General features: G+C 42.7%; 9 protein-coding genes. All 9 read left to right on the forward strand.

The annotated features are described in order from the left end of the window. Positions 1-17: 17 nt before the first annotated feature. The 9 genes from ortA to NA23_RS10180 all read left to right on the forward strand — a co-directional run bounded on the left by ortA (position 18) and on the right by NA23_RS10180 (position 12,300). Positions 18-341, forward strand: a complete 324-nt coding sequence (ortA, locus tag NA23_RS10140) for a 2-amino-4-oxopentanoate thiolase subunit OrtA (protein WP_033191642.1) — start codon at positions 18-20, stop codon at positions 339-341. After that, positions 338-1,759 carry a 2-amino-4-oxopentanoate thiolase subunit OrtB gene (ortB, locus tag NA23_RS10145; protein ID WP_033191641.1) on the forward strand — a complete coding sequence of 474 codons (1,422 nt, stop codon included), beginning with the start codon at positions 338-340 and terminating at the stop codon, positions 1,757-1,759. Before ortA ends, ortB begins: the two co-directional genes overlap by 4 nt. Before the next feature lie 26 nt (positions 1,760-1,785). Beyond that, the gene (locus tag NA23_RS10150) at positions 1,786-2,157 is read left to right on the forward strand and encodes an ornithine aminomutase subunit alpha (RefSeq protein ID WP_033191640.1); all 372 of its coding nucleotides are present in this window, start codon (positions 1,786-1,788) and stop codon (positions 2,155-2,157) included. 325 nt (positions 2,158-2,482) lie between these two features. Next, positions 2,483-4,681, forward strand: a complete 2,199-nt coding sequence (gene oraE / locus NA23_RS10155; RefSeq protein WP_033191639.1) for a D-ornithine 4,5-aminomutase subunit OraE — start codon at positions 2,483-2,485, stop codon at positions 4,679-4,681. Between the two features lie 43 nt (positions 4,682-4,724). Beyond that, entirely contained in the window at positions 4,725-6,299 is a 1,575-nt protein-coding gene (gene pruA, locus NA23_RS10160) for an L-glutamate gamma-semialdehyde dehydrogenase (RefSeq protein WP_033191638.1), read from the forward strand. A gap of 593 nt (positions 6,300-6,892) precedes the next feature. Continuing rightward, the gene (locus tag NA23_RS10165; RefSeq protein WP_033191636.1) at positions 6,893-9,136 is read left to right on the forward strand and encodes a M26 family metallopeptidase; all 2,244 of its coding nucleotides are present in this window, start codon (positions 6,893-6,895) and stop codon (positions 9,134-9,136) included. A 98-nt stretch (positions 9,137-9,234) separates the two neighbouring features. Continuing rightward, complete coding sequence (locus tag NA23_RS10170) at positions 9,235-10,875, forward strand: hypothetical protein (protein ID WP_052107137.1); 1,641 nt, start codon at positions 9,235-9,237, stop codon at positions 10,873-10,875. Between the two features lie 46 nt (positions 10,876-10,921). Further along, positions 10,922-11,692, forward strand: a complete 771-nt coding sequence (locus tag NA23_RS10175) for a thermonuclease family protein (RefSeq protein ID WP_052107136.1) — start codon at positions 10,922-10,924, stop codon at positions 11,690-11,692. Positions 11,693-11,709: 17 nt separating this feature from the next. Beyond that, entirely contained in the window at positions 11,710-12,300 is a 591-nt protein-coding gene (locus tag NA23_RS10180) for a single stranded DNA-binding domain-containing protein (protein WP_033191635.1), read from the forward strand. The last annotated feature ends 25 nt before the right edge of the window (positions 12,301-12,325 follow it).

Here is a 12,325-nt window from a genome sequence, read left to right on the forward strand (position 1 = left end):
TCGTGGAGGTGAGCTTAATGCTCGCTAATCTTGCCAAGAAAGGCGATTGGGTGCAGGTTCAGGTGACGATACTCCAGCCGCACGAACGTGCACCGCAAGTACCTGAAGATACCAAAAAAGTTCCCCTTGAAATGAGAGTAAAAGGTTTTTTACAAGACGAAGCTGCCGAAATAGGTGCAATGGTGACAATAAAAACAATGACTGGCAGATTGGTAACCGGGAAACTCGTTTCGGTTAATCCAAAATACGAACACGACTTCGGTGAACCCGTACCAGAGCTCATCACGATAGGTATGGAACTACGGGAAATATTGGAATCATCGGATGGTGATGAGAAATGAGCAAAGATAAATCATACACTGCAGTAATGGCAAGACGTGCTGAAATTATGCGCAAAGCTGTTGGAATAGACTACGAAAAGTTCATAATTGAAGGTATCGCTTTTGATTACGAAAAGATGATGAAAGAAGTTGGGTATTCGCTTGAAGAAGTACGAAAGATTCAAGCAGAAACATGTGTTGGCAACACTCCACTGGTCGAACTCAAGAACATCAACAAACTCATCAAAAAGCTCGCCCCGAAAGGCAAAGGTGCGTGGATTTTCCTAAAAGATGAAGCTACAAACCCATCAGGTAGCTTCAAAGATAGAAGGGCAGCAATAAGCGTTTACCATGCTCAAAAACTTGGGTACAAAGGCGTGATAGCAGCCACAAGCGGTAACTACGGCGCTGCGGTTGCATCTCAAGCAGCCAAAAGAGGTCTAAAATGCATCATCGTCCAAGAATGTTACGACAGCCAATGGCGTGGCCAACCTGAAATTCTTGAAAAGGGTCGCTCTTGTGAAGCGTACGGTGCAGAAGTTGTCCAGCTAACAGTAGGACCGGAACTTTTCTATTACACGTTGGTACTGCTTGAAGAAACCGGATATTTCAACGCATCACTGTATTCTCCGTACGCAATTGCTGGGATAGAAACTCTTGGATATGAAATTGCAGAGCAGATGAAAGCACTAACCGGAAGATTTCCGGATGCCGTTATCGTTACGCATGCAGGTGGTGGTTTACTTACAGGTACTGCACGTGGCTTGAAAAAAGCCGGCGCGACGGAAACTAAAATAATCGGTGCAAGCGTAGATTTGAGAGGGCTACATATGGCTAGTGATACGGACTTCAACAGGAAATACTTCACAACAGGTCACACAGGGTTTGGGATACCATTTGCCGTGTTTCCAGATAGATCAGATGTACCGAAAAACGCGGCAAGACCTTTGAGATACATGGATAGATATGTACTCGTAACGCAAGGAGAAGTTTTCTACGTTACTGAAATGCTTGCACAACTTGAAGGCTTGCAAAGGGGACCAGCTGGGAACACATCACTAACGGCAGCAATCGCACTTGCGCTTGAAATGGACGAAGACCAGACGATAGTGGTGAACGAAACAGAGTACACGGGTGCTGGGAAACTGCCCTCAGCTCAGCTCACATTTGCAAAGAAGATGGGCATGATTGTAAAACGGGGGGATCCGATAAAAGAGGACGTCCCCGGGAAAGTCATTGCAATCCCTGAACATCCTTCACAAATAGGAGTAATCGAATACCCAGTCGAAGAGATGAAAAAAAGTTACCTCAAAGAACTTATCAAACGCGAGGGCAGAAGTGAATTCACAGAGACTGAAATGAAATTCTTGGAAGAAGACCTGAGAGCAACAAGGAATGAAATAACACGCTGGATAGAAGAAGTTAAGAAAATCTTGTAGAGAGAAGAGATTGAGGAGGGAAAGGGATGAAGCCAAGACCAGATGATTTTGCAGAAAGGTCGAAACACCTTCAGAACATGACCGATGAAGAACTCAACGCCTATTTTTGGCAACTTGTTGAAAAAGTTGTCGATCCTCTTGTTGAACTTGCAAAGACGCACACAAGCCCATCTATCGAAAGGTCCGTTCTACTGAGGATGGGGTTCAACAGTCTGGAAGCGAAGAAACTTGTAGACATGATCTTTGAACGAGGCCTTCTTGGGAAAGGTGCTGGTCACATCGTCTTGAGGATTGCCAAGGAACACAACATAGATTACATAGAGGCAGGTAGAAGGATGATAAACGGCGAATATTGGGATGATGTGGACAGGATTTTCAAAGGGGTCAACCACCCCTGACTGAAGTCGAGAGCTTGTAATAGCCCTGGTTGACCAGCCTGAGCACTGGACCCGAAGGACAAGGGGATGAAGGTGCTACGTTGGTAGTAGGCTCAAGACCCACTCCGGGATGCTTCTCCAGTCTCTGACCCTGGAAGTGAGTGAGAGGGAGCGGATTTTTCGACATTAAGGATACGAATGGCAAAAGGATTAGTCAGGGAATAAGATATAAGTACTGCAAGCTGATTCAAATATCTGACGGCTGGCAATATAGCAAGAGGAAAGCAAACTATTACAAGTCTCACACGCCTGAAGTCGCGTGTCTCTAAGTCGGAGGTGAAGAAGAATGGATAAACTCGACCCAAAAGTTCCAATCGATGTTGAAGAGATACTGAAAGACTTAGATAAATACCGTCCAAGAAGAAGGGGCTGGACTTGGCGAAAGAAACTTCCAGAAGGCACAAAAGTTGATAGGTACGAATACTACCAAATCAGCGAGCCATTGAAAAACAGCATCCCACTACCAGCTGCGCATTATTTCAACAACATCGACCCGCAGCCAGATGTCGTAATCACAAGTGAAATCGCTTCCGGAAGGTTCGAAGATGACATCAGGAGAATGCGCATGGCAGCATGGCACGGTGCGGATCATATAATGGTCATACGGACACTTGGGCAATCGCACTTCGACGGGCTCATCGAAGGAACCCCAGAAGGCGTCGGAGGGATACCAATCACGAGAAAGCAAGTTAGGGCAACCAGAAAAGCGCTTGATTTGATAGAAGACGAAGTTGGAAGACCTATAAACTTCCACAGCTACGTTTCTGGTGTTGCAGGTCCTGAGATAGCTGTTCTCTTTGCAGAAGAAGGCGTCAACGGTGCTCACCAAGACCCGCAGTACAACATTCTTTACAGAGGTGTCAATCCTGTTAGATCGTTTGTCGACGCAGCCGTTGCAAAAAAGATAATGGCATGGGCGAACATGCTCCAAATAGATGGTGCACACAACGCAAACGCATCCGCAAAACTGGCGTGGACCGTAATGCCAGAACTACTCGTCCAGCACGGTATCAACTGTATGTTCTCCGTCAAAGTCGGAATGCCGAAGGAAAACATCGCACTATCAACAGTTCCTCCGGTGATTGCACCGCTACCAGAGATGAGAATAGACTTACCATATGCCGTCGCACTTAGAGAACTATTCAAAGGATTCAAATTCAGAGCGCAGATGAACACAAGGTACATCGAATCAGACCTTTTCGATGCAACAAGGGTGCACGTTTTGAATGCCGTACTCTCAAGATTAACAAGCGCGGATTTACAATCAACGATAACTCCCGATGAGGGAAGAAACGTGCCATGGCACATCAACTCGATAAGGGGAGTAGAAACGGCAAAACACACACTTCTTGCGATGGACGGAATCAAAAAGTACGTCAAAATCGACCAAGAAGCGATTCGAGAAAAAGTCAGAGAACTGAAGATGAGGGCCATTTTGATGCTCGAAGAGATCCTCGAAATGGGAGGCTACTTCGAGGCACTCGAAGCAGGTATGTTTGTTGACAATGGGTATTATCCTGAACGACTTGGCGATGGTATCGCAAGGAAGAAAGACGGAGAAATCGCTGCAGGAACGGTTGTTCCAAGGGAACCAGACTACATGGCACCAGTTTGCGAACACTTTGGATACAACAACTTGCCGGATGGGCTCGAAAAACCGTGTGATCTCATCGGTGGTTGTACGTTCCACAAACCTGAAAAGATACAGTTCATAGACGAGCTTGACGAAACGGATAATGTCAATCTTAGACTGCAACGCATTAAAGACATGAAAGCAAGAAACGTCATCAAACCGGAAGTTGAATGGTATTCTGATGGCTGGATCCAGATTGATATGACGTTCGCACTTCCAGAAGAGTACGCAGAAGCAGCGGCTCTTGCAGTATGTGAAAAGCTTGGGCTTGAGGATCCTACGGTAATTGCAAAAACCGTGCTACATCCAGCTGAGGGAACGTACGTTGAAGTAAAAGCAAAAGTTCCATTCGAAATTAAGATAGATGAATTGAAACTTCCCAAAAAACCAGAAACACTTCCGGAAGAAGAAATATTCGAGTATGTAGCCAAACGTCCAATAAAAGTGGTGGCAGCAACCGTAGGAGAAGACGAACATTCGGTCGGCCTGCGTGAAATTCTTGACATCAAACACGGTGGTATCGAAAAATACGGAATCAAATACGTCTACCTTGGTACAAGCGTTCCACCAGAAAAACTCATCGACGCAGCAATCGAAACGGGTGCGGATGCGATACTTGCTTCCATGATCATCACACATAACGATGTGCACATTAAGAACATGAGAAGACTCAACGAACTTGCAATTGAAAAAGGTATAAGGGACAAGGTATTGATAATCGTTGGTGGAACACAGATAAACAACGACATGGCCGTAGAAAACGGTGTCGATGCAGGATTCGGTAGAGGAACAAAGGGTATACACGTTGCCTCATTCATTGTAAAAAAGCTCAAAGAAAAGGAAGGAAATTAAGAATTTAAAGACAAAAGCCAAATCTATTCCAGGGGGGATTGGGATGTACGAAGTAACGGATTGGACGATCATACCACCTTTCAAAAATGAGCCTGTAGCCGACTTCTCAAAACCAGAAAACGAGCATAAGATGAAAGAGGCTCTTGAAAAAGTCTACAAAGAATTCGGGAAAGAGTACGATATTGTCATCGGAGGAAAAACGTACAAAACGGAGAAAAAGATTAGGTCCATCAACCCGAGCAAACCAGACGAAGTTGTTGGTGTTGTGAGCAGTGCAAACGAAGAACTGGCGGAAAAGGCGCTCGAAGCAGCGTGGGAAGCTTTCAAAACGTGGAGTAAAACACCTGCGCATGTAAGGGCAGAGTACTTACTAAAGGCTGCGAAAAAAATCAGAGAAAGGAAATTCGAATTTGATGCAGTAATGGTCTACGAAGTTGGTAAGAATTGGGTTGAAGCTGATGCAGATACATCTGAAGCTATAGACTTCTTAGAATTTTACGCACGCGAAATGCTAAGGTATGCATCAGAACAACCAGTTGTCAGAATTCCTGGAGAGTACAACGAGCTAAGGTACATACCACTCGGTGTTGGCATCATCATTCCACCATGGAACTTCCCACTCGCCATACTCATTGGAATGACAAGCGCTGCTATAGTCACAGGTAACACCGTTGTGTTAAAACCAGCGAGCGATAGCCCGGTAATTGCAGCTAAATTCTTCGAAGTATTGCAAGAAATCGGACTTCCTGATGGAGTTGTCAACTTCTTGCCGGGCAGTGGTGCACTCGCTGGTGAATTTTTAGTGAAGCATCCGAAAACAAGGTTCATAAGCTTCACCGGCTCAAAAGATGTCGGTTTGCGCATACACGAACTTGCCGCAAAACCACAGCCCGGACAGATTTGGATTAAGAGAACTGTGCTCGAAATGGGTGGAAAAGACGCCGTTGTTGTTGATGAAACAGCGGATCTTGATGCAGCAGCGGAAGGAATAATCGTCAGTGCATTCGGATTCCAAGGGCAAAAGTGCAGTGCGGGAAGCAGAGCAGTTATTGTTAAAGATGTCTACGATGTGTTGATTGAGAAAGTTATAGAAAGGGCGAAGAAGATAACGATTGGTGACGTAAGGTACAAAGAAAATTGGCTCGGTCCGGTTGTAAACAAAAGCTCGATGGAAAAGATAATGGCGTACATAGAAATAGGCAAAAAAGAAGGGCAGCTCATATTCGGTGGTAATGCACGTGAAGACCTTGGTGGATACTTCATTGAGCCGACGATATTCAAAGACGTACCATGGGATGCAAGAATAGCACAGGAAGAAATATTCGGTCCAGTGCTCGCGATAATTAAGGCAGAAGACTTCGACGATGCATTGAGAATAGCGAATGCTACAGAATACGGATTAACTGGTTCTCTGTACTCGCGTGACAGAAGCCGTATAGAGCGAGCAAAAGAAGAGTTCCACGTTGGAAATCTGTACTTCAACCGAAAATCAACAGGTGCACTTGTGGGAGTCCATCCATTTGGTGGATTCAACATGTCAGGTACCGACAGCAAAGCAGGTGGAAGAGATTACCTTGGTTTATTCTTGCAAGCAAAGGCGATAAGTGAGAAGATTTGAAAACTAATCATGTTGAAAAAAATCGGCCTGAAGAGGGCCGTTTTTTTAGTTTTGGTGTTGTTCGATATGAGCGACATAAATTCGATATTTCAGGATTTTAATTGTGCATGGTTAAATAAATCAGGAGTCTCCTTACTAAACAAACCGAACCACATCGATGTTTGGTTACTGGAAGCAGAAAAGTGCAAATTTCGGAGAAATTTGCTGAAATGAGAAGTTTTTTCTCGCGATTCATTGCTATTCTTTTTTAATGTGTATTAATCAGTTCTTAAAATTGTGATATAATAATTAGCTACGGTAATAGGGCACGTTTCTTTTTCTCTATCTTTAGTAATTGAGAGACTTCGCTGAAAGAGTTTGAAACAGGAGCAAGATGTTCTGGTATAGGCTTAGCACTAGTTAAAGGGATTTTTGTTATATGAAAACCATTCGCAGGATTTGTAGGTTCTAAGTTTTTTTCAACACATACTTTAGTTGTGGAAAGTTTTGGATAAAAAAGTTGTGGTTTATAAGTAAAAGAATTTTTTGTGGTTTTTTGGAAATTTTCAACGCTCTCACTTTGCAAAACCACTACTTACAGGGGGTGTATGGTTATGGGTAAAAGTAGGGTCTTACTTTTGACAGCGGTGGTAGTAACTTTGCTGCTGATTTTCTCTTGTGTTCCTCAGAATCAAGGTAGCGGAGGTAACGGTGGTGGCGGAGGCGGAACAACAGTGAAGGACATCTACGGTTGGAAACTTGAAATTCTGAACTCAGCAAACCCGGATACGGGGATAACGATACCGGAAATCTCTGGAAAAGTGATTTACGTATCATCGACTAACGCGATAATTTCAGATGCAACAACGGCCATTTTTGTTTACAAAGCAAACTTAACGAATAGCGACATTGGTAAGAAACTCACAATAAAAAATGCTGTTGGGAAGACGTACAGCAAGTCCTTAGAAATAGACCTTAGCAGTGGGACTAAGGAACTTAGCGAGGATACAAGTGTTATTGAGCCGGCTCTCTTGAACACAGCTCTCGATAAAACAAAAGAAACAAGAGCACTTTGGGATATAAGATATGCATATGTTTACGGTGAATTTACGGGTAATGCTGGCGAACTTCCAAATACTTACGAGTTCAAATATCCTGTGGGTGATGAGAAACTTTCGATAAGTGTTTACAAGGTAGCCGATGTCGATGCTATATACAAACCAACGACAACTACACCAGCGACACTTGTAGGTTATACAAAATACTACAACGATGTGTGGGAGTTTGTCGTATTCCCTGATAAAATAATCATAGAGCTTCCTATGGTAACAAATGCCCGCGCCAAATACAATCCGAATTCAAAACTCTTAACACTGAGTTGGGAGTCAGATGTGACAGATGCAGCATTCAATATTTACATCTCGGATGAATCTGAAACGACACTTGCTACAACAACAACATCGAAGGAAGTTATAATACCAGTTAACGAAGCGCCAAAGTCAGTTGGCATTGAAATTGTGAAAGGAACTTCAAAGAGCAAAATTCTGACAATTTCCAAAGAAGAAATCGAAGTTGTGATAATAAATCCAGTAACAGGTTTGCTTGCTTCATACGATGACTATAACGGTAAGATGTACGTTAGCTGGTCTTACGATGGTGAAGCTCAGTTCAAAGTCTACACAAAGGTTGCAGGCGAGTACGTGCTTAAGGGAACGACAAGTGACAAGAGCTATTCTTTTGACTTAGCACAGGGAGATTACAACACACTTGAAGCTATCGCTGTTACACCCGTTGTTGACGGCCAAGAAGGACCAAGTGAAGAAGTGAAAAAAGAGAATATCGGATACACATTTGCAGGTGGAGATGGCTCGGAGAGTAATCCGTATCTCATTGGTACCGTGAATCAGCTTAAGCTTTTGAATAAGGATGCTTATAGAACGACAGGCAAGTATTTCAAACTCGTTGCCGATATCGATCTGCAGGGTGCCAACTGGGAACCAATAGGAACGTACAGCTTCAACTTAGCTCAGTCGGCATTTGTCGGTGTCTTCGATGGAAATGGGAAAAAGGTAAGGAACTTAACTTACAACGACTCGTCGAAAACGAATGTTGGTTTGTTTGGGTACATTTACAATGCAACAGTGAAGAACTTGATACTCGAAAATGCGAACATAACAGCTCAAGCTTACGTAGGTGTACTTTCTGGAGGGGCTAAGAATTCGACTGTTGAAAAGGTTGGAGTTAGAAATTCTTCTGTTACCGCAACCAACTCGGGGAACTATCCGTACGTTGGTGGATTAATAGGCGATGTTAACGCAGACACAGGTTCTACGAACCCTATGATAGTGCGCCAGTGTTTCGCTGACAACGTTACTGTAAGTGCACCGAACAATGATAACGCAAGAGCTGGAGGACTTTTCGGAAGGTTCTATGCAAATCAGACAACAAACAGCGTTGTCGAAGACTGTTATGCTACAGGACAAGTCAACTTCAAATCGACAAGTAGTTCTAACATAGGTGGTCTAATTGGTCTTGTTTCAAGGAACACAAGTGGTTCACCACTTGGTGAAGTTACAATTCGCAGATGTTATGCAGCGGTTCGACCAGGCTCGAGTGGGAATAACAATTGGAAAGGATTCATAGGTGGTAGCAGTGTTCCGGCAAGTTCAGGTAGTGGTAACAACTACTTTGATAAAGATGTAGCTGGAGAAAATTCTGGTTCAGCAAACAGTTCATTGCAGGCAGCCAAAACCACAACTGAAATGAAACAGCAAAGCACGTTTGTGGGTTGGGACTTTACAAATATTTGGAGAATTAACGAAGGACAAGATTATCCAAGGCTGAGATGGGAATACTGATAATCAATTTTGGGCGAAGTATCAAAAATGCCCCGGGCAGTTCCTTGCCCGGGGTGTTTAACGAAAATCCAGCATGATAATTTTTGGGAGGGATTAGCGTGAGAAAGTTTGTTTTTATCTTGATTTTAGTGTTTGCTACTATTAGTTTTTCCTTCAAACTTGATTTTCAAGTACGAGGTTATCTGACTTATGATCTTAACTCCGGCGCTATAGATAATTTTCCTATAGCGTACTGGACAATCTCTTTACCAAGCCCGCTTGACTCTTTCGCTATAAAGCTAACTGATTACATGACCTATTCACATCAAACGTTTAATTTGTTTGGAATGAATTTTATAGTTCCAAGATATTACTTTGTTGATTCAAGGTTTAGACTTGACAACAGCTACATAAATACGTTGTATATAGCGATAGGTCGAATGAGGTTATCGCGTAGCCTTACAAATAATTACGACGGTGTTCAAATCGGGGGGTTAAAATACGACACCTACAAAACTTCAGCAACGGAATTGGGTATCGGTGGTGTTGTTGGTTACGTATCGGGAAAGGTTGGGAACTACTCTTACGAGGTTGGCGGAGCTTACAGCATTGAATTAAATAATTATGCCCTTTACGGTACGCTTAAGACAGATTTCGGACAATTTGGGGCGTATTATGAAACAAGGTACTATCAACTTTCGCTCAATTATCAAAACACGCAGAACTTGCCTTTCGGTACTTTGAAGTACTGGGCTGGTGTTGGGTCAGCGACGAATACGATAAATGAACCAAGTTTTCTCGCAGGTGCAACATTAAATTCTGGTCCTATTTTCTTGGCAGGTCAATTCGCTTGGATTGGTGGAAACAAATACGATGTGAGTTTTGCAACAGGTGAGCCTTCCAACCCCAACCAACCAAGATCATGGAATGTCATGGGCGAGATAGGTTACAACCTGCCTAACTTCTATGTGGGATTGTTTGCAAAGTACAACAGCATCTGGGCAGAAAATGGTTGGCTACCACTTTACGGTGTTAAGATAACGTCTGGGGACTTTTCACTATCGTTTGCTAACGGTGATTTGTACGTTTCTTCCTCAATGCCCGGAACTCAGTCAGTGCTTCTAAAAGTGACTTATAACTATCAAGCGAGTATAGATTTACTTGCTGGTGTGCAAGGTGTCTTATCTCAGTTCGCGCCAAAAGTAGTTTCAACATCCGCTCAAAGGGAACAAACGATAACAGTTGCTGATCTGTACAAGATGCCTGAAGGTTCGAAGGTTAAAGTCACTGGTACTGTACTTGCACCAGTTGGACTCTTGAGTGGTTCAACAACATACATACAGGATAAAACAGGTGCGATAATGTTGTACGGAAGGTCCATTCCTACAACACTCAAGGTTGGAGATGTGGTATCGGTAACTGGTTCGACAAAGGTCTACAACGGTATACTTGAAATAGTTGTGGACAGTGTAACCGTGGTTGGAAATGCCAAAGTCGAACCCGTAGAACTGAGAGAACTTTCAGACAAATACATGTCCAACTTAGTCTATGTGATCGGAACTGTTGAAAATGTGGCAAAAGACAATTTTATTGTCAACACAGGCAACTTTAAAGTGAAAGTTTATATAAAAGCTGCTACGGGCATTAGTTTAGCTAACATATCAGAGGGAACAAAGGTAAAGGTAACTGGTATTTTGACGCTCTTTAAAGGCGAGTACGAAATTCAACCGATTCAGCAGTCCGACATAGAAGCAATGTAACTGATGCAGCATTTATGAGGTTACTTTATAGAAAGGTGGTTTGCAAGTGAGAAAGTTTTATAAAAACTTTTGGATAATCATAGCTCTTGTCGTAACACTTTATCTATCATCTTGTGCAACTCAGCAAGAGATACTAAAGAACGTTGAAGTAATCGATGGTGACACAGTCAAAGTCTATGGTCAGTCATACAGACTAATAGGTATTGACGCACCAGAAATCCATTCTGGTGATAAACCTGCTGGTGAGTACGGAATCGATGCCAAGAACTACCTTATATGGTTCGCAAACAATTTTGAGCTAACTTATGAACAAAAAGGTACAGATAACTACGGAAGAAAACTGGTTTACCTTTTTGGAATTGATGGAAAGAACAAATACTTATACGAAGCTTCGGTTACCGAGCAAGGTTACGCAAGACCTCTTATTTACGAGAGCACAGCTGTACCGATGTACACAAATCAGATAGTCGCTGCATATAACAGAGCTTATCAAAATAGGAAAGGCATATTCTCAAAATATGATGAAGCACCAATTATTACGAAGTCAAATCTTTCAAGTTCATACATAGGAAAAATTGTATGGCTTGAAATGGATGTTTCCAACGTGAGATACTCTAATTATACGTACTATATAGAATCTGATTTCGCTCTTGTCAAAGTGAGATATGAAGAATACAAATACCTATTCAACGGGTACAATTTGTATGGTTTAAAAGGCAGAAAAGTTAGGTTCTATGGTGAATTGTGGTACGATAACTATGAGAAGAAATACATGATAATGCTGCGCGCACCATTTGAAATTAGAATCGTTAGCTAGAAAGGGAGGTTGGGATGATGAAAAGGTTGCTTATCGTTTTCTTGGTTATTCTCAGCACGCTTTTCTTTGCAAATAGTCTTCTTAAGATCGCAGATATTTACAAGACAAAGGAAGGGACAACTGTTGAAGCAACAGGTATAGTTTTGGCACCAGTAGGCGTACTTGGAACACTGACAACATACATGCAAGATGAAACAGCTGGTATTATGCTCTACGGTAAGGTGCTTCCAGCAGACTTAAAAGTGGGCGACGTTATTAAGGTGGCTGGGAAAACGAAAGTGTACTACGGAATCTTGGAGATCATCCCTGACAAAGTAGAAATCCTTGGGACGGCTACACCGACTGCAGTTGAGCTCAAGGATGATAAATTCGAGAAATATCTATCGAATCTTGTTGTGGTTGTTGGAACCGTGAGTTCTGTTGAAAAGTTCCAGTTCAGAGTGAAGACTGATAAGTTCGAAATACTGGTCTACATCAGGAAAGAGGTACCATTCAAAGTCGATACTCTGAAGGTAGGGGACAAGGTAGAAGTTACCGGTATAATGTACCTTTATCAAGGCATGTACGAAATTCTGCCAAGAAGACCAGAGGATATAAAGAAGTTTTAATTGGGATTTTATCAAATCAGCTGGC

It is taken from the genome of Fervidobacterium islandicum (assembly GCF_000767275.3).
In the GTDB taxonomy this organism is placed as follows: domain Bacteria; phylum Thermotogota; class Thermotogae; order Thermotogales; family Fervidobacteriaceae; genus Fervidobacterium; species Fervidobacterium islandicum.

Coding starts and splice junctions, on each gene's coding strand:
- ortA (WP_033191642.1), top strand. CDS start 18: ATGCTCGCTAATCTTGCCAAGAAAGGCGATTGGGTGCAGGTTCAGGTG.
- ortB (WP_033191641.1), top strand. CDS start 338: ATGAGCAAAGATAAATCATACACTGCAGTAATGGCAAGACGTGCTGAA.
- NA23_RS10150 (WP_033191640.1), top strand. CDS start 1,786: ATGAAGCCAAGACCAGATGATTTTGCAGAAAGGTCGAAACACCTTCAG.
- oraE (WP_033191639.1), top strand. CDS start 2,483: ATGGATAAACTCGACCCAAAAGTTCCAATCGATGTTGAAGAGATACTG.
- pruA (WP_033191638.1), top strand. CDS start 4,725: ATGTACGAAGTAACGGATTGGACGATCATACCACCTTTCAAAAATGAG.
- NA23_RS10165 (WP_033191636.1), top strand. CDS start 6,893: ATGGGTAAAAGTAGGGTCTTACTTTTGACAGCGGTGGTAGTAACTTTG.
- NA23_RS10180 (WP_033191635.1), top strand. CDS start 11,710: ATGAAAAGGTTGCTTATCGTTTTCTTGGTTATTCTCAGCACGCTTTTC.